Origin of the sequence: Protofrankia sp. CiP3 (genome assembly GCF_917627345.1) — a bacterium.
Lineage (GTDB): Bacteria > Actinomycetota > Actinomycetes > Frankiales > Frankiaceae > Protofrankia.
This window is the reverse complement of sequence record NZ_CAKJTM010000040.1, coordinates 1-18,727: the sequence shown is the minus strand read 5'-3', so window position 1 is coordinate 18,727 and position 18,727 is coordinate 1. Positions and strand designations below refer to the sequence as shown.

General features: G+C 67.8%; 13 protein-coding genes. All 13 read left to right on the top strand.

Annotated elements, in window-relative coordinates; genetic code table 11:
* The first annotated feature begins 394 nt into the window (after positions 1-394).
* Positions 395-970: a TerD family protein gene (locus MJ797_RS14915; protein WP_239311758.1), complete on the top strand. Its 576-nt coding sequence runs from the start codon at positions 395-397 to the stop codon at positions 968-970.
* 373 nt (positions 971-1,343) lie between these two features.
* Positions 1,344-2,486 carry a DUF475 domain-containing protein gene (locus MJ797_RS14910; protein ID WP_239335213.1) on the top strand — a complete coding sequence of 381 codons (1,143 nt, stop codon included), beginning with the start codon at positions 1,344-1,346 and terminating at the stop codon, positions 2,484-2,486.
* 110 nt (positions 2,487-2,596) lie between these two features.
* Entirely contained in the window at positions 2,597-3,280 is a 684-nt protein-coding gene (locus tag MJ797_RS14905) for a Tellurium resistance (protein ID WP_239335211.1), read from the top strand.
* Between the two features lie 64 nt (positions 3,281-3,344).
* Positions 3,345-4,358 (top strand): nucleotide exchange factor GrpE, encoded by a 1,014-nt coding sequence (grpE, locus tag MJ797_RS14900; protein WP_239335209.1) that lies wholly within the window; start codon positions 3,345-3,347, stop codon positions 4,356-4,358.
* 30 nt (positions 4,359-4,388) lie between these two features.
* Positions 4,389-6,059 (top strand): Hsp70 family protein, encoded by a 1,671-nt coding sequence (locus tag MJ797_RS14895; RefSeq protein WP_239335207.1) that lies wholly within the window; start codon positions 4,389-4,391, stop codon positions 6,057-6,059.
* A gap of 117 nt (positions 6,060-6,176) precedes the next feature.
* Positions 6,177-9,386 (top strand): zinc ribbon domain-containing protein, encoded by a 3,210-nt coding sequence (locus MJ797_RS14890; RefSeq protein WP_239335205.1) that lies wholly within the window; start codon positions 6,177-6,179, stop codon positions 9,384-9,386.
* A 107-nt stretch (positions 9,387-9,493) separates the two neighbouring features.
* Positions 9,494-10,492 (top strand): glycoside hydrolase family 26 protein, encoded by a 999-nt coding sequence (locus tag MJ797_RS14885; protein ID WP_239335194.1) that lies wholly within the window; start codon positions 9,494-9,496, stop codon positions 10,490-10,492.
* Between the two features lie 174 nt (positions 10,493-10,666).
* Positions 10,667-11,854: an HpcH/HpaI aldolase/citrate lyase family protein gene (locus tag MJ797_RS14880; protein ID WP_239335183.1), complete on the top strand. Its 1,188-nt coding sequence runs from the start codon at positions 10,667-10,669 to the stop codon at positions 11,852-11,854.
* 57 nt (positions 11,855-11,911) lie between these two features.
* A complete protein-coding gene (locus MJ797_RS14875) occupies positions 11,912-13,264 on the top strand; it encodes a phosphoribosyltransferase family protein (RefSeq protein ID WP_239335181.1) in 1,353 nt (450 codons plus the stop codon).
* A complete protein-coding gene (locus MJ797_RS14870) occupies positions 13,261-14,394 on the top strand; it encodes a cysteine protease StiP family protein (RefSeq protein WP_239335179.1) in 1,134 nt (377 codons plus the stop codon). The genes MJ797_RS14875 and MJ797_RS14870 overlap by 4 nt, the downstream gene beginning before the upstream one ends.
* Positions 14,395-15,288: 894 nt before the next feature.
* The gene (locus tag MJ797_RS14865; protein ID WP_239335177.1) at positions 15,289-16,200 is read left to right on the top strand and encodes a sucrose-6-phosphate hydrolase; all 912 of its coding nucleotides are present in this window, start codon (positions 15,289-15,291) and stop codon (positions 16,198-16,200) included.
* 170 nt (positions 16,201-16,370) lie between these two features.
* A complete protein-coding gene (locus tag MJ797_RS14860) occupies positions 16,371-16,979 on the top strand; it encodes a TetR-like C-terminal domain-containing protein (protein WP_239335175.1) in 609 nt (202 codons plus the stop codon).
* A gap of 263 nt (positions 16,980-17,242) precedes the next feature.
* The coding region (locus tag MJ797_RS14855) for an MFS transporter (RefSeq protein ID WP_239335174.1) at positions 17,243-18,727 on the top strand (1,485 nt) is incomplete at its 3' end.

The window sequence follows — 18,727 nt, the reverse complement described above, 5'->3', positions numbered from 1 at the left end:
TGATACGGAGGCGGTCCGCCGGGCGAGGAGGATGTCGGCATCGGATCGAAGTCTCCATGTTGATGAGCGTTCCGGGTAGGCCTGTTGCCATGGGTGAACCGGCTCACCGTCGGTTTCCGGTCGGAGATACCCCCGCCGGCCATGCTCACGCGGGGGCGGGCCGCGGGGCGGCGCGACGGGGCCACGGCGTCCGGGTGTGCTCAGCTGTCTGGTAGGGAACCCTCGCGTGGTCCCGTTCGTCCCGGAGAAGACGGGCCCCGGTGACCCCATGTCGCCGTGAGCATGCGTGATCGAGTCCAGTAGGCTGCGTCGCGCTCGGTGCGGGGGACGACCAGGGCGCTGGAAGACCCGCGGCACAAGGACAGCCCCGATCGCAATGACAGCAGGAGGAGCAGTGGGAGTCAGCCTCAGCAAGGGCGGGAACGTTTCGCTGACCAAGGAGGCGCCGGGCCTCGCCAACATCGTCGTCGGCCTTGGCTGGGACGCGCGGAGCACCACGGGCGCAGATTTTGATCTTGATGCGAGCGCGATCGCGTGCCGGGCCGACGGCAGGGTGTTGTCGGACGGCCACTTCGTCTTCTTCAACAACCTCAAGAGCCCGGACGGCGCCATTGAGCACCAGGGCGACAACCTGACTGGTGAGGGGGAGGGCGACGACGAAGCAATTAACGTGAATCTCGTCAGCCTGCCAACAGAGATCGACAAGGTAGTGTTCCCGGTTTCGATCTACGATGCGGATTCGCGTCAGCAGAACTTCGGCCAGGTACGCAACGCGTTCATCAGGATCGTGAACGGTGCGGGGGGCGCCGAGATCGCACGTTACGACCTCACCGAGGACGCCTCCACCGAGACTGCCATGGTCTTTGGTGAAGTTTACCGGCACGGTTCGGAGTGGAAGTTCCGGGCGGTCGGTCAGGGCTACGCCACCGGACTTGCCGGCATCGCTCGGGACTACGGCGTTAACGTCTGATCTTCCCGCTGCCTCCGGCGCGGCCCCGTCCCTGTTCCCAGTCCTGGCCCTGCTGCGAATGATCTTACCGCGGTGCCGGTTCGGGCCGTTACGATGCCTGGGGTCGGGCCGTTCATCGGCCGGGTAGGCCACGTGTACGTGATCACGACGCTGGGTGGCGGGCGGAGCCGTCCCACCCGGAGCTCGTCATGGCGGACCTGTCGGAATGCCCTGTGATCCGACGGGTCCGCCGGGGCTTTCGTGCTCGCCGGCCCCGACAGCTGCCACCTGAACCTGCGGTTGACGTGATGCCTCGACGCTCCGGACCGGGGTCGAGGCGCGGTGGTGCTCCCGGCGCCGCGCCAGACCCGGTCCGGGGGAGGTATCTGTCCGCGTGCACACCTTGCGCATTTTTGGTTGGTCACTGACGGTTACGGTAGTGGGTGTCGCTCTGGCGGGAGTGATCGGGGGCTCGCAGACCGCCGCGCTCGTCGCCATCCTCGCTGTACTCGAGATAAGCCTGTCCTTCGACAATGCTGTGATCAACGCGACGATCCTGCGCCGGATGAACGATTTCTGGCAGAAGATCTTCCTGACTGTCGGCGTTCTGATCGCGGTCTTCGGGATGCGCCTGCTGTTCCCGATCGTCATCGTCGCCGTCACCGCTCATCTGGGCCCGCTCGAGGTCTTCGACCTCGCGCTGAACAACCCGGACGAGTACGCGGCGCGGCTGGGGGACGCGCATCCCTCGATCGCCGCCTTCGGCGGGATCTTTCTCTTTATGATCTTTCTGGATTTCATGTTCGACCCCGAACGTGACATCCAGTGGCTGCGCTGGCTCGAGGAACCGTTGCGCAAGGCCGGCCGTCTCGACGTCCTGTCGGTCGTGGTCGCGCTTGTCGCGTTGCTCGTCGTGGCTGAGGTGTTCGCCGATCACGCGACCCAGCAGGTGCTGACGGCCGGTGTCGCGGGGCTTGCGACCTACCTGGGGGTGCGCGGTCTCGGTGAGTTCTTCGAGGCGCGTGGGGTGGGTGAGGACTCGGAGGAGGACGAGGACGAGGCGGGTACCGGGTCGGCCGGTGCCCCGAACGGGGTGGTGCTGGCCGGCGGGAAGGCCGCCTTCTTCCTGTTCCTCTATCTGGAGGTGCTGGACGCCTCCTTCTCCTTCGACGGTGTGGTGGGTGCCTTCGCGATCACCCAGGAGATTTTCATCATCGCGGCCGGGCTTGGTATCGGCGCCATGTACATCCGTTCGCTCACCGTGTATCTGGTCCGCAAAGGCACCCTGCAGGAGTACGTGTACCTGGAGCACGGTGCCCACTACGCCATCGGCGCGCTGGCGGTGATCCTCGCTGTCAGCATCGAGACCGAGGTTCCTGAGATCATCACTGGTCTTGTCGGCGTCGGGTTCATCGCCATCGCGTTGGCGTCGTCCGTCCGCAACCGCAACCGCAACCGGCAGCGGGCCAGCGGCGCCGGGGGACCTGACAGCGACCAGGACGAACGGCCGGGCAAGGTGGCGACGGCCCGCTCATAGCGTCCCGGGCCGGATGACGCGAGGGCGCTGTCCGGGCGGCGGCGCGAGCCGGACAGGCCTGTTGCCGGGCGCTCTAAGCTTGTGTCACGACCACCGCAAGGGAGCGGATTATGCCTATCGACTACAGCAAGCGGTCTGGCGGCCAGGAATCCAGCCCGGGGCGGGTGTCGCTGAGCAAGGTGACGTTGACCAAGAACACGCCTTCGGTCTCCCTGAGCAAGCAGGGCGGAGGTGATCGGCTACATGTCAACCTCAACTGGACAACCCAGGCAGGCGCGGCCACCGGGGGCCGGGGCGGCTTCCTCAAGCGCGTCCTCGGCGCTGTCTCCAGTGGTATTGACCTCGACCTGGCTTGTCTTTATGAGCTCTCCGACGGCCGTAAGGGCGTGGTTCAGGCGTTGGGTGACAGCTTCGGATCCTTTGCGGCGCCGCCGTACATCCAGCTTGACGCCGACGACCGGACCGGTGCTTCTGGCGGCGGGGAGAACCTGTTCGTCAACCTCGCCCGGGTGGGGGAGATCCACCGTTTGCTGGTCTTTGCCTTCATCTATTCCGGTGTCCCCAACTTCGACCAGGCGAACGCCGTGGTGACGCTGACCCCGGCCAGCGGCGCGCCGATCGAGGTACGGCTGGACGAGCGGGCGGGCAACGCCAGGATGTGCGCGATCGCCCTGCTGACCAACTCCAGCGGTAACGACCTTGTGGTGAACAGGGAGGTCCGTTATGTCAGCGGTCATCAGGATCTTGATCGAGCGTATGGATGGGGTCTGAACTGGGCCCCGGGACGCAAGTAGGCGGCGACACGCGATCATGACCCGTTCGGTGACGCCATCTTCTGGGGATGACGGTAGGTACTCGATGTTCCGGCCACGCCAGGAGCCGGTGGCCGACGCGCCGCCCTGGTACCCGTTGGAGCCGCCGTCGTCCGGCAGCGGCCATTCGTCCATGGACGAAGCCGGCAGCGCGCGGGAGGATAGCGTGGCTGCCGAGGACGCTGCGGCCGTGGCGGGGGACGTGCTGAAAGAGGACACGCCGGGCGCCCGCCCGCCCGCGGACGGCGTCCAGGGGAGCGCGGACGGCGTCCACGGGAGCATGGACGGGGATGTCGCCGTGGATGTCTCCCGCCGGGCTGGCCCTGCCGGGCTGACCGTGCCGGCGGAGGCGCGGCCGCCTGCTGGGACCGACGAGCCCGACGAGCCCGACGCGACCGGAGATCCGGCCGGCCGGCGGCCGTCGGGCGCGGGCGCTGTGCCAGTTGCGCTGGAGCCGGCAGAACCGGAGCCGGCACAGCTGGAGCCAGCTGCGTTGGAGTGTTCTGATCCTGATAGCGGGGAGGCTCACGCCGGGCCGGTCGCCGATATCGATCTTTCAATGCTGCCGGCAAGCGTCGCGGACCTGGCGGGCCTCACCGCCGTGAGCGCCGCGGCAACCGTGCGGCTGGACGAGCTCCACCAGCGGGTCGAGGAACTGGCCAGGCTCCGGCGCCACGATGCGGACCTGGTGGATCGCCTGCACGCCGAGAACACCCGGCTCCGGGCAGGCGAGCTGGCTGAGGCGATGGCGCCCCTGCTGCGGGGGCTGATGCGGCTGCACGACCAGATGACCAGCCTCGGCGCGGATGACGGCCAAAGCGTTGCGGGCATCCTGCGCAAACAGCTGTTGCAGGTGATGGACCTCGCCGCGGATGTCCGCCCGTATACCGCCGTGGTGGGGATGCCCTTCGATCCGGCCCGGCACACCGGGATGCGCCGGGTCGGCGTCGACGACCCCAGCCGCGATCGGACGATCGCCCGCACACTCAAGCCCGGATTCGTCCGCGGTGAGTCGACGGTGGTGCGACCAGCCGAGGTGGAGGTTTTTCGGGCACACTGAAACCCGGCGGCGGTTTGTTGGAGGGACCTTATGGCGCGAACAAAGGTGTTCGGAATCGACCTGGGAACGACGTACTCGTGTATCGCCCAGGTGGACGAGTACGGGCGCCCTGACGTGATCCGCAACATCGAGTCGCAGCCGACGACGCCATCGGTGGTGCTGTTCGACGGATCGGCGGGTGGCGGCGTCACTTTTGTCGTCGGTACGCAGGCGAAGCGGCAGTCGCGGATTCGCCCGGACGATGTGGCGAGCCTGGTCAAACGGCACATGGGTGAGGCCGACTGGCGGTTTGTCGTGCAGGGTGAGGAGTACAGCGCGCCAGCCGTGTCGAGCCTCATCCTCAAGGCGCTCGCCGCTGATGCCGGGCGGGCAACCGGAACCGCGGTGACGGACGTGGTCATCACCGTCCCGGCCTACTTCGGGGACGAGGAACGCAAGGCGACGAAGCTCGCCGGTGAGCTCGCTGGGCTGAACGTGCTGGACATCATCAATGAGCCCACGGCCGCAGCCTTCGCGTACGGGTTCGCCCAGGACGGTGTGGCGGACACGACCGTGCTCGTTTACGATCTCGGCGGTGGCACTTTCGACACCACCGTCATCCGCCTGTCGAAGAACGCGATCACAGTCGTGGCCACCGATGGTGACCACGAGCTCGGCGGTGCCGACTGGGACGCGGAGCTGGTGCGCTTCTTGGCCCAGAAGTTCACCGAGGCGCAGCCTGACGCCGGTGACCCGCTCGACGACGTCTACGACGAACAGGAACTGCTGACCTCGGCGGAGGACGCGAAGCTGGCTTTGTCCGGTCGCGACAGCGTTGACGTGCTGGTGGTTCACGGTGGCCGGCGGGCGAGCGTGACCGTGACCCGGACGGATTTTGAGGAGATCACCGCCGCCTTGTTGCAGCGGACGCTCGACCTCACCGGATCGGTGCTTGCCAGGGCCAGGGAGCGCGGGGTCGACAAGGTGGACGTCTGCCTGCTCGTCGGCGGCATGAGCAAGAGTCCGGCGGTCGCCCACAAGATCGCGGACAGCTTCGGTCTGACCCCGCGCCTGGTCGATCCCGATCTTGCTGTAGCCAAGGGGGCCGCGGTGTTCGGGCAGAAGAAGGAGCTGGAGCGGTACGTCCTCGACGACCTGGTCGCCCAGGGCAGGCTCGCCGCCGGAGCGAGCCTGGACGCGGCGGCGCCGGCCGACGTCCAACGCTCGGTGTCGGGCGCGGCGGGTGATTTCGGGCTGGCGACCACCGCGGTCGTGGACCTGGTCAAGACGAAGGTCACCAATGTGACCTCCCGCGGTTTCGGGATCTTCGCGGAGGACCGTGGCAAGGCGGTCGCGGCGTTTCTTGCGCATCGCAACGATCCGCTGCCGATCGAAGTCACCCAGACCTTCTACACGATCTCCGATGATCAGACGGAGGTCGATATCCGCGTGTTCGAGCAGGGGACGAGCGCTGAGTCGTCCATCCTCCAGGACAACAAGGTGATCGTCGAAGGTGCTATCGCGGGGATTCCCGGGGGCCATCCCCGCGGCACCCCCGTAGATGTCACCTTTCTCATGCGCCCGGACCAGACGATCGTCGTCACCGCCACGCATCCCGGCGTGACCGGGCCGCTTGTTCTGCAGGTCACCGCGGGTGTGGGCAGCGAGGTAATGCGGGACGAGGAGACAAAGAAGATCACGCTGCTCAAGCAGCGGGACTGATGTCGCTGGAGCGGTCTCCGGCGGCGCGCGAACATGTCCGGTACATATGGTGCGGCGAGATCGGTGCCGCGTCCGGGCTGGGTTCATACGCTCCGCGGTGGGGACGAAGGTGGAGCGGTGAGCGTGGTGTTCGACGGCAGCGGCTATCGCCAGCGTGTGCTGGCGGAGCTGCAGCGCCGGTCCAATCTCGATCTTGAGGACCCGTTCTTCGTGGCCGCGCTGGACCCGGCCGTCGTTTACACCGAGGCTGAGGTACGCGCACACCTGGCCCGCGTCATCGCGTTTCTGCAGCGGCAGCGGAACTCGGCGCGGTACGCGACGTTGGCGGCGGCACTGGTCCGGCGGAGGGCCGAGTGGGAGGCGCCGCTACTGGACGCGCACAGCCGTGAACAGGCCCGGCTCCGCGTGCTGGCCGCGCGCCGCAGCGGGGATGCCGAACGGCTGGCCAAGGTGGCTCGCAATCTCGCCACTGTGCGTGAGCGTTTTGGTGGGATTCCGCGGTCCCGAATTGCGGGGCTGCGCCGGCTGGCGTCGGCTGACGGGGTGACCACCGAACAGTTCGACGCGATCCTCGCCGGTGAGAAGGTGATCGAGGATGGTTCCGGCGATGAGGCCGAGCCACTCGCGCCGGGGCTGCGGCGCCAGATCCGTGATCGCCTGATCGAGCTGCGGCAGCTACACGACGGAGATCGAGCTGGCACCGCGTCCCTGTGGGCGTTGCTGGGTGTTCCAGCCGACTCCGTGCCGGCCCGGATCCAGGCTGCTTACGACCTCCTTGTCGAGGGTAATCAGCGGCGTCCGCTTGACCGTGAGAAGACGGTGACCGCCGATCTGCTCGCGCAGGTGCGCACCAGGCTGCTCGACGGTGATCCGGCCGCCTACACGGCCGGGCTGATCGCCGATGCCCGTGACGAGATCCGGCCGAAGGTCGAGGAACACGTCGTTCTCGATGGTGAGCTGGGGCCGGCCGCTTTCGAGGGGCTGGTCCGGGAGGTCCTGGCGGCCGGGCGGGGGCTTTCGGCGGCACAGGCGAAGGCCGTGTTGCTCGGTATCGCCCGGGACCTGGGCGCGGCGGTGACGACCGGTGCCGTCGTCGACTACGTTGTCTGCCCGTGTTGCGGCCGCCCGGAGCCGGTGGACGGTTCACGCGTCTGTCGTTATTGCGACGCCGAGCTCTACACCGCGTGTCCTTCGTGCGGCCGGGCGACCGAGGCCGCCGCGGCGGCGTGCCGGTTCTGCGGGCACAGTCTGCGCCAGGCCCGCGAGGCGGCTGATGCCCTCGCCGCGATCCGTCGGGAGCTGGAGAACGGCCATCCCAGGCACGCCGGTGAGCTGCTGGCCGAAGCGCGCTCGGTGCTCGTGGCGGTGGGTGGGCAGGCAGCCCGCGCGGCCGAGGATCTTGACGCGCGGCTGCGGGCCGCGTTGGCCGCCGCCGACGCCGGGTGGCGGGCACTGGTCGAGTACCGCGAAGCCCGCTGCGAGGACGCCGCTGCCGACGGAGCCCGCTGGCTCGTCGCCCAGGCGTCCGATGTGCCCGGCCCGGACGGGCGTTCCGCGGATGAGGTGCTTGCCGAGCTCACCGCCCACCAGGAGGTCATCCGCCGCCGGGTCGACGCGGCGCGGGCGCTGCCGCCAGCTGAGCAGGAGAACGCGCTGGCCGCGGTGCTCGCGACCGTGGCTGACAGCAGAGCGGCGCTGGCGGCGCTGGCGGCGCTGCCACTCCCGCCGCCAACCGAGCTGACCGCGAGCAGCGAGGACGGTGCCGTGGTGCTGCGCTGGCGGGCCTCTCCCTCGGCGCTCGGACCGGTGTCCTACCGGGTGGTCAGGCTGGTGGGGGAGGCGGGCGGTCCGGGGGGAGCAGCGCCGGTCGAACGCAGCCTGGGTACGACTCGGTCCACCGAGCTGTCCGATGCCGGAGCCCCGGCTGGGGTGATGGTTCGTCACGAGGTGACGGCGATCGTGGGCAGCCGGCGGTCGGTAGCGGTGCGTACGCCCGGTATCGTGGTGGTGCGGGATGTAGCGGGCCTGCATGCGGAGCAGGCCGGTGCCGACGTGAGGTTGTCGTGGCGGCTGGCCGGCCCCGTGGACGCAGTCACGATCGATCGGACCGTGGACGAGTCGTCGCCGGTGTTGGTCCCCATGCGTCGGATCCGGGCGAGCGCCGGCCAGTATGTCGACACGGCTGTCCAGGCCGGCGTCACCTACCGCTACTGGGTGTATGTCGAATATCGGGATGTGGACGGGCAGCCCTCCCGGACCGCCGGTTCGGGGATCACGATTACGGTGACGCCACGCCCGCCGCTGGTACGTGATCTGGCGGTCACCACCGTCAACGGGCAGACCGCGTTGTGCTGGAGCAGCATGCCGGACACGCATGTGCGGATCTACGCCGTGCCGGCGGCGGGCCCCGGGTCGCCGTCTCCGGTCGGGGGCGAGGGCGCCGAGATCGACCTGGCGAACATAGCCGAGCGGGCACGGCTGGTTGGGTCGAGTGGGGACGGCCACCTGGTGGACCCCCTGGCCGTCGGAGAGCTGGACTACACACCGGTGGCCGTGCGCGATGGCCGGGCGGTGGTCGGCCGCGGCGTGCGGCATCTGGTGGTCGAGCGCATCCGGGAGCTGCGTGCGGACGACCGTGGTGAGGAGATCGTGTTGTCCTTTCAGCTGCCACCGGGGATCACCGAAGCCCGTGTCCTGTGGCGCCGGGACCAGTTCCCGACCGGGCCGGACGATCCGAGCGCCTTCCAGGCGAAGGTCACCAACGCCAGTCTGGAGATCAAGGGAGGTTGGCATCTCGCCGCGCCGCGTGACGGTTCGCCCTACTTCGTCACCTGCTATCCACTGGTGCGTACCGGCGGGACACTGCGTGCGGTCGCGCTCGGTACGGCAGTTGTAGCCCGCTCGGCTGCCCAACACGAGCCGCACGAGCCGCACGAGCGTAACGGCTATCACGACCATCACGACCGGGAGATGACGGTCACCTACACCCTGGCCCGGTCTGGCTGGCGCCGCCGTACCCTGCGCGTGCAGATCAGCGCGGACGGGCCGTTGCCGGCGATGGTGCTTGTCGCGCGGCCGGGGACGACCCCACCGCACGCGAACGAGGATGGGCACCCGCTGGCGCGCGTGTCGGCGATGCCTGCGACACCCGCGCGCACGCTCGAGGTCTCGCTCGAGGGCGCGGAGCTTCCCTGGGGGGTACGCCTGTTCCTGAGCTCGCCGGAGAACGCGGCCGCGGCCGCGGCGGTCGGCGGGATACCGGGTGACAGGGCCCCCGCTGGGGTGATCCTCCGTCATCCGCCGGACGAAGCCCTGATTGTCAGGTGAACTGCTTGCGCCGTGCCAATGATCATCAAGGCCTCCGGGCGGGTTCTCGTGGGAGCTCTCGAAGAGGTGACCAGCGGGCCCGGTCGCTGCCGATCGGGTGGCGGTGGGTGGCCGCAGGCCTGGTACTGTTCGGCATCGCCGCCGCGGCCGGAGTCCTCGCCATCGGGCCGGCGCTCCGGAATCGCACTTCACCAGCGGTCACTGGCTGGGATACCCGGGGAAGGCTGTCGGGCCTGCCCTGGCTGTCCGGCGTGCACCTGGCGAACGAGCTGGCGCCCTATCTGGCCTTTGGCGCGTGGCGGGACCGGCCGGTCGACGTGGCGCTCGTCTTTACGAGCCGGGACAGGGGGTGGGGCCCGATATCCGAGCCCGACTGGCCGGTGGACGACTTCGCGGCTTTCCCGGGAAAACTGGTCATCAGCCAGCCGACGTTTCCGGAGGGGCAGGGGAGCAACGCCGCGTGCGCCCGCGGCGCTTATGACGAGCACTGGCGGAGATTCGGCTCCTTTCTCACGCGCAAAAACCGGGCTGACTCCATCGTACGGATCGGCTGGGAGTTCAACGGGATGTACATGTACTGGCATGCGGACGCTGACGCCAGGAATTTCACGGAGTGTTTCCGTCGGATCGCCGTTGCCATCCGCTCCGCAAACCCGAAGGCCAGGATTGACTGGACGTTCAATGCCCACAGTTCCCCGGTACCGGCGAGCGGGAATCCATGGGACGCCTACCCCGGTGACGCTTACGTTGACGTCGTCGGTATCGACGCTTACGATCACTACCCGTCGGCGCGGGACGAGGCGGCGTGGCAGCGTCAGTGTGACAGTGTCAACGGTCTCTGTGATCTCATTCGGTTCGCTCGTGCACACGGCCGGAAAGTCGGCGTGGGTGAGTGGGGTGTCACGTCTTGTGGCGGTGATGCTGGCGGCGACAACCCGTTCTACATCCGGAAGATGTATGACAGTTTCATTACGAACGCGGACGTGATCGGCTATGAAAGTTACTTTCACGACTCGTCGCCGGACAATGTGTGTTCGACGATCATGTACGGTGGGCGGAACGCTCGGTCGGCCGCTGAGTACAAGCGGCTGTTCGGCAGGTCGTGACGGGCCCGGTTGAGTATGTGATCCGGCGGCTGGGTGAAATGCGGTCGTCCGCTGGATGACAGCGGTGGGGAAGTTGCCGGACAGCCATTCCACATGGCCGGCGGGCGATGTACCGTCTGGCAAGCCTGACGCCTGACGCCTGACAAAGGATGACGATGATAGGGGGTTCGCTGGGTGCGTCACTTCGGTTTTCTGGACGCGGACCGGACGGACGCGCTGTTTCACCGGTTGCCTGAGGAGATCCTCCCGGATGGGGACCGCCGGCTTGTGGCAACGGCGCTGGGCGCCACCCTCTATGCCCCGGGCACGCGGCCGACGCTGGCCGCGGATGTCCGTCGGCAGGCCGCGGCCGGGGTGACGTCGATGGTGCTCTGCCTGGAGGACGCCATCGCTGACCACGAGGTCGCCGCGGCCGAGGCGAACGTAGTTGCCGCTCTTCGTAACCTGGGGGAAGATCCACCGACCGCTGGCGGCGGGCCGCCGTTGTTGTTCGTCCGGGTCCGCGACACGGAGCAGATACCGCTTCTGGCCGCACGTCTTGATTCCGCCGCGGCCGCGGCGTTCGCCGGATTCGTCCTGCCGAAGTTCGGTCCTGAAAACGGAGAACCGGCGTTGGTGGCTGTGTCGCGTGCCGCCGAGCGGCTCGGCCGGATGCTCTGGGCGATGCCCGTGCTGGAAAGTCCGGAGGTCATTTTCAGGGAGACCCGCGCGGCGGCGCTGTCGGGGGTCCGGGAGCTCGTCGACAAACACGCCGATGTCGTGCTGGCGGTCCGCCTGGGCGCCACCGACCTTTGCGGGCTGTTCGGGTTGCGACGGAATCGGGACCTGACCATCTACGACATCGCGGTGGTCCGTGATTGCATCGCGGATATCGTCAACGTGTGTGCCCGTGGCGGCGACCATGTGGTGAGCGGGCCGGTATGGGAATACTTCGCCCAGCCGGAGCGCCTGTTCGTGAGCGCGCTGCGAGTCACGCCATTCGAGGAAGCTGATCTTGTCGATGACAGTGCGGACGGTGCTCGCCTGCGCCTGCGCCTCGTCTCCGCCGATCTTGATCGGCTCATCCGCGAGGTGGTGCTTGACAAGGCGAACGGATTGCTGGGCAAAACCGTGATCCACCCCAGTCATGTGCCTGCCGTGCATGCGCTGCATGTTGCCAGCCACGAAGAATACGTGGACGCCATAGCGATTCTCGCGGAGGACGCCGGCGGGGTACGGCCGAGTTGCTACGCGAACAAGATGAACGAGCTGGGACCCCATCGGATCTGGGCGCAAGGGGTGCTGCGGCGGGCCCAGGCCTTCGGTGTCCTGCGGGAGGGCCACACGTTCGTCGACGTTCTGGCCGCGACCGGAGTGTCGTGAGGTTCCGGTGACACGCGGATTGTCCCGGATGGCAACAGCGGTGAGGGCGGAGGTCGGGTGAGCCTGGCGGATCACTTCGGGCAGTCTTCGAGCGGCCCGAACTGGCTGTGGGACGAGCTGGGGCTCGACATCAGGATCAGAACCGACACGCTGGGCAGGGGCCTGCACGGGCTGGTCGGGCTTGCGTTGCGGCGCAACCCGCTGCGGGCACATCTGCTGGTCAGCCGAGTACTCGGCAAACATCTTCCGGTGCCTCCGCGGGAATCGCTGGCGGCTGCTCAGCTGCTGGCGGCCCGGGTCCGCGAGAGCTCCTCTGGGCCGGGGGGCGCGCTGATGGCGGTTGGGCCACTGGTGGTCGGTTACTGTGAGACGGCAACCTCGCTTGGGCATGCGGTGGCGGACGGCATTGCGGATTGTGACTATCTGCATACCACTCGTCGGGTGGTACCCGGCGCCACCACCCTGCTCGACTTCGACGAGGCACATTCCCATGCCACCTTCCACTGGCTCATGCCGACCGATCCTGAGCTGGTGCGGGCACCGCGTCCGCTGATCCTGGTGGACGACGAGCTCTCGACCGGCCGGACCGCGCTGGGCACGATTCAGGCGCTGCACGCCTTCGCGCCGCGGTCCTCCTACACCGTGGCGACGCTGTTCGACGCCCGGCCGCCGGAGTCCCGGCGCGCGTTCAACGAGCTCGCGGACCGTCTTGGTGTCCCGGTGCGGGTGGTGTCGCTGCTGTCCGGAGAGCTGGTGGTGCCGCACGACGTAGCTCTGCGCGCGCAACGGCTTCGGGCCCGCTATGGCGGTGACCCTGTCGGTGCGACCGCGCGGGAGCCGTCCACCTGGCGTCATCCGGTCCGCTCCGTGCGGCCTGACTGGCCGGCCGAGCTTCCCGACGGTGCGCGCCACGGTTGGTCGCAGGCGGACCGGGCACTGCTCGACGCGGTCGTGCCGGCGGTCGCCCGGGAGATTGCGGCGGTGCTGACCGAGCCGTCCGGACGCGTTCTGCTGCTTGGCACGGAAGAGCTCATGTACACACCGTTGCGAATCGGGGCCGCGCTCGATGAAATTATCTCGGGCGCGGTGCTTTACCACTCGACAACGCGTTCGCCGGTCTACCCGATCGACGCCGAAGGCTGTGCGATCCGCTGCGCGCTGACGTTCCCGGCGCCGGACGACCCCACCCGGATGAGTCATGTCTACAACGTCCGGCCGGGCCTGTACGACGACATCGTGGTCGTGGTCGATTCGGTCGCCAACGGCGGGCTGGCGGAGGCCGACGTCGCCGGGATGGTCGGGATGCTGCGTCGGTGCGCGCCGGTGACCGTGGTCACGATTCCGGCTCGAGGCCCGGACAGGCGTCCGATGACCTGGCCGACCGGGCGTGTGGCAGGGGGAGCGAGTTGAGCGAGGGTACGGTCCTGGGAGCCATTCCGGGCACGGTGGGTTCGGGGTCCTACGATCCCGCGGATGTGGTCTTTCTGCTGAAGGATCTCAGTGACATCCCGCTGGAGCGCCCCACCGAAGACCGTGAGGAGGATTTCTCCAAGGGACGTCACTACGCTGAGGATCTGCCTGTCGAGTACGAACCCTCGGATTCCTATCTTGCTCTTTTCGAGGATGCCCTCACGCGGTCGGCGGAACGGGTCGCCACCGCGGTCGGTATAGCCACCGAGCTTGTGCTTGCAAGCAAGGACAAGCCGGTTATCGTGTCGCTCGCGCGGGCCGGCACGCCCGCCGGAATCCTCATGCGGCGTTGGGCCCGGTGGAAGCACGGGCTCGAGCTGCCGCACTACTCGGTCTCCATTATCAAGGACCGGGGGCTTGACGAGAACGCGTTGCGGTGGATCCTGGACCGCCATGCCCCCCATGCGCTCCAGTTCGTCGATGGCTGGACGGGCAAAGGCGCTATCCTGAAGGTTCTGCAGGCGGCGGCGGGGCAGTTCGGCGTGGACAGCTCCATGGCGGTGCTCTCGGATCCGGGCCACTGCACGTCGGTTTACGGCACCCGGGACGACTTCCTCATCCCGCACAGCTGTCTGAACTCCACGGTCAGCGGCCTGGTGAGCAGAACCGTGCTGAATTCGGCACTGATCGGTCCGGCTGACTTCCACGGGGCGAAGTACTATCGGCACCTGGCTGACCGGGATTATTCCCGCCGGTACGTCGACACCGTTGTGGCGGCCTTTCCCGCCGCGTCGGACGCGGTCGCGCGCGGGCTGCGCCAAGCGGAGGACCGCACCCCGACCTGGGCCGGCTGGCGCGCGGTCGAAATGCTGGCGAAGGATTATGGAATCACGAATATCGGCCTTGTCAAGCCGGGGGTCGGTGAGACGACAAGGGTGCTGTTGCGACGGGTGCCCTGGAAAGTCGTTGTCGCACCCGACCGGTTGGCGGAACTGGCTCATATCCTCTCGCTTTGTGCGGCCAAAGGAGTGGCGGTGGAGGAAAGGGCGGAGCTGCCGTACTCCTGTGTGGGGATCATCCGGCCGATCGACGGCCGGCCTGACCGGGCGTTGTTCAACGTGCCGTCCTGACATCCGATGGGTACCGATCCGTGGGCACGTTCCAGGTCGTCCAGTATTTTCGTGATCAAATTCCGTTGTCTGATCGGCCCGCGGGCTCGGGTGACATCGCGCAGTTCCGCGACGGTGGTCAGGCGTTGGTGTACGGCGGCGGCGAGGACGGCATGGGAAACCTGTGGCCGCGTCGCCCAGTCGGCCATATCGACAACGGAACGGGCCAGCCGGGTCCGTGGCGGATACGGCCGCGGACACACGTCCGCGGGGCCGAGCTGAGCGCTGTGGCGAATGACGACGCCGGGGCGGGGCCCCGGCCGTCGCCCCAGCGGTACCAGAACGGTGATGCTCTCCTCGTCAAAGCCGCGCAGGCCCTCCAGAGCCGCCGCGCAGGCACCGCCGAGCACAGCTCCGGGGCCGATGGACTCGAGCGCGCACCACAACAACTGCATACGGGTGAGCGGCCCGGGGCGTGTCACGAGCACCCCGGGCAGGGGCCGCTGCCATCGGCCGGCTCTGACCCGCCATCGAATCGCTGACCGGGTCGTCCCGGCCGCGACAGCGGCGCGGATCGAGATGACGCCACACTGCTGGTCGGCTGTTTTCTGCCAGGAGCGCTGACCGGGGTCCGGGGCCATGCCCACGAGCCTCGCCGATCGGTCCGCCGAACGGAACGCCACCCGGCGAGCTGTGGAAAAGCGGCGGCGGGCTTCCCCGGATGTGGACGGACGGCTCATCCTCTGCGGTGCCGAGTGTCATCGGTACTGGTCAGCCGCTGTACATCCTGATGATCAATAAGAGCACCCGAGGATAGGGCGTTCGATCAGCGAGCGGCTCATCCGCTCGTCGTCGACCGCATCCATTCTGTCATCATGATGGGCTGCCGCTGTATGCGGGCGGCAGTTTGCCGCAATGCTGTGGATCGTTCGGGTATCCGCGGCATACAGTTCGGGCATCGACACACGAACCCCGCTGGCGCCATCCCCCGGATCCCCGCCGGGCTCGCGTTGGCTGGTCGCCTGCGATCTCGACCAGACGTTGGTCTACAGCCGGAGGTCTTTCCGCCTGGCGCCGGGCGGCGGTGAACCCGCCCTGGTGACCGTCGAGCATATTGACGGTCAGCCGGCCGCCTTCTGCACCGTCCGCGCGGCCAAGCTGATCGCGTGGCTGGCCGCCGCGGCCACTCTCGTCCCGGTCACCACTCGCACCCGGGCGCAGTACGAACGAATTGATCTTGGCGTGCGTCCCAAGTTCGCGATCACGACAAACGGTGGGCAGCTGCTGGTGGACGGCCGCCCGGATGCGGACTGGGCGGCCCTGGTCCGCGCCCGGATCGACACGCAGGCCGGCCCGCTCGCCGACGTCCAGGCCGTGGCCGAGCGTCTTGCCGCCGACGGCTGGGTCCGGGTCAGCCGGGTCGCCGAGGGCCTGTTCGTGTACCTCGTCGCCCATGAACGTGGCGGTGTCCCCGATCTCCGCGGGGTCGCGGCGGACCTTGCCGCCGACGGGTGGAGGCTGTCTGTCCAGGGACGCAAGGTCTATCTGCTGCCAGCTGTCCTGACCAAGGAAGCGGCGCTCGCCGAGGTGATGCGCCGGGCCGGCGCCGCCGCCCTGGCTGCGGCTGGGGACTCGCTGCTTGACCGCGGGATGCTTGCCGCCGCGGAGCTCGCTGTTCGTCCCGCCCATGGCGAACTGCACGAAAGCGGCTGGACCTGGCCGAATCTGCGCATCACCGCCGCGGCGGGCCTGCTGGGTGGGCAGGAACTGCTGGAAATTCTCGCCACCGCTCTCATGCCGGGCGCCGGAGACCTCGCGACGGATTGACGCATTCGAGTCCTGCCCTTTCGCTCCGTTACCAGCTGGGCTCATTTTTGTACATTTTGCGCTATTTTGTCATCATTTGACCACACTATGCAGCCATGATGGCTGGTTGAATTCGGGTACAGTACGGTACTGTTTTGAAAAACGTCGAACGCTGGGGGCCTGATGATGTGATGCTCTCCTTGCCGCCGTGCGGCTCCGCGCGGGGCCGGCCCCGCGACGACGCGCGAGAACAGGCCATCCTCGACGCCGCGCTCGCGCTGCTGGTCGAGGTCGGTTACGAGCGGATGAGCATGGTCGCCGTCGCGGCCAGAGCCCGCGCGAGCAAGGCGACGATCTACCGGCGCTGGGCCAACAAGGACGAACTGGTTGTTGACGCCATTCGCAGGCGGGGCGCGGACGACGACATAATCCCCGTCGACACTGGCAGTCTTCGTGGCGATCTCATGGACACCATCCGCCAGCTGGTCGACCACGTGTCCCGGCAGGATGCCGCACTGATCGCCGGAGTGCTGCTGGCCATGCGGCAGTCTCCCGACCTCGCGGCGGCGCTGCGAGCCCAGACGATCGAAGAGAAGCGCTGGGTCGGCGATCTCATCGTGAAGCGCGCGCTGGGCAGGGGTGAGCTGCGCTCGCCCGTGGCCGCCGACGTCTTCCGTGAGCTGGCGCCCGCGCTGCTCTTTTTCCGGCTGCTTTTCACCGGTGAGGTTCTTGACGATTCGTTTATCGAACATATGGTCGATGATGTGCTGCTGCCACTGATGACCCTCAGCGAGTGCTGAGGCGTGGAGCGCCCGAGAACAGGACTGTCCGGCTCGCGGCTCCCCGCATCCCGCCCGGCCGCGTTGCCCTCAGTCGGTGCCCAGCACCAGGGCGCCTTCCTCCGCAGCCTTGCCGGATGGGCGCGGATGAGCCGCTCGCTGATCGAACGCCCTATCCCCGGGCGCTCCCGCTGACACCGGATTCCCTGACGCCGCGTCCGGCATCGCGCCAACTGGCGCACGAATTGCCCGTTTGTTTCCTTTTTGGCAGTCGAGGAGTATCGGTGACGACGACTACTGAACGTCTACCTGAGTACAGCGGAACGGAACCCGGGAGCGCTCCCGACCCCCGTCGGTGGCTTGCTCTCGGCATCATCGCCGTGGCTCAGCTGATGGTCGTGCTCGACGCGTCCATTGTGAACATCGCGATGCCCAAGGCCCAGTCTGATCTGCATATCTCCACGGCGGACAGGCAGTGGATCATTACTGCCTACACGTTGGCCTTCGGCGGCCTGCTGCTCCTCGGCGGCCGTGTCGCCGACTTCGCCGGGCGCAAGCGCGCCCTTATCGTTGGTCTGCTCGGCTTCGCGCTGGCATCCGCGCTCGGTGGTATCGCGCCGAACGCCGGGCTCCTGTTTGCCGCCCGTGCGTTGCAGGGAGTTTTCGGAGCGCTGCTCGCGCCGGCCGCGCTTTCGCTGATCACCGTTACGTTCACCGAGACCAGGGAGCGGGCCCGCGCCTTCGGCGTTTACGGCGCGATCGCCGGTGGCGGCGCCGCGCTCGGGCTCATCCTCGGTGGCCTTCTCACCGAATTCGTGTCCTGGCGGTGGTGCCTGCTGGTCAATGTGCCGATCGCGTTGGCCACCGCGGCGGCGGCTGTTCCCATCGTGCGGGAGAGCAAGGCGGAGGGTAAGGCTCACTACGATATTCCCGGGGCGATAACCGTCAGCGCCGGGCTGGTCAGCCTGGTCTATGGCTTCACCAAGGCGGCGCAGGACGGCTGGGGCGCGGCGGTCACGCTCGTGTTTCTCGGGGCCGCCGCCGTACTGCTGGTCGTGTTCGTCCTCATCGAGACCCGCAGCGCCGCGCCGCTGCTTCCGCTGCGGGTGCCCCTGGAACGCAACCGAGGCGCGTCCTTCCTGTCGTCCCTGCTCATCGGCGGTGGCGTGTTCGCCATGTTCCTTTTTCTCACCTTCTACTTCCAGGTGAGTCTCGGGTACAGCGCGCTGCGGGCCGGGTTCGCCTTTCTGCCGTTCAGCGGCGGTATCATCGTCTCCGCCGGGCTTGTCAGCCAGCTCCTGCCGCGTACCGGGCCCAAGATCCCGATGGTTGCCGGAACCGTGCTGAGCGCGTCCGGTTTGCTTGTGCTGACCCAGATCGGGCTCGACACCAGCTATGTGAGCCATGTTCTGCCCGGGGAACTGCTCATCAGCGTCGGCCTCGGGCTGGTGTTCGTGCCGATGTCGAGCCTTGCGCTCGTCGGTGTCGAGCCTCATGACGCGGGTGTCGCCAGCGCTCTGGTCAACGCCACCCAACAGATCGGTGGCTCGTTGGGCACAGCGCTGCTGAACACGGTGTTTGCCACGGCGGTGGCGAACTACCTCGTCAGCCACGGCACCAGTCCGCGTGATGTGGCCCAGGCGCAGATCTCCGGATACACAACGGCGTTCAGCTGGGGTGCGGCGATGATTCTGCTCGCGTTGACGGTGATCGTCGTGCTCGTCCGGGCTGGGAAAGCCGATGTGCCGGCGGATGCGGTTGCCGTGCAC

Excerpts from the sequence above, each read along its gene's own strand:
- MJ797_RS14905 (WP_239335211.1), top strand. The coding sequence starts at position 2,597 with ATGCCTATCGACTACAGCAAGCGGTCTGGCGGCCAGGAATCCAGCCCG.
- grpE (WP_239335209.1), top strand. The coding sequence starts at position 3,345 with ATGTTCCGGCCACGCCAGGAGCCGGTGGCCGACGCGCCGCCCTGGTAC.
- MJ797_RS14895 (WP_239335207.1), top strand. The coding sequence starts at position 4,389 with ATGGCGCGAACAAAGGTGTTCGGAATCGACCTGGGAACGACGTACTCG.
- MJ797_RS14865 (WP_239335177.1), top strand. The coding sequence starts at position 15,289 with ATGCTGTGGATCGTTCGGGTATCCGCGGCATACAGTTCGGGCATCGAC.
- MJ797_RS14860 (WP_239335175.1), top strand. The coding sequence starts at position 16,371 with ATGCTCTCCTTGCCGCCGTGCGGCTCCGCGCGGGGCCGGCCCCGCGAC.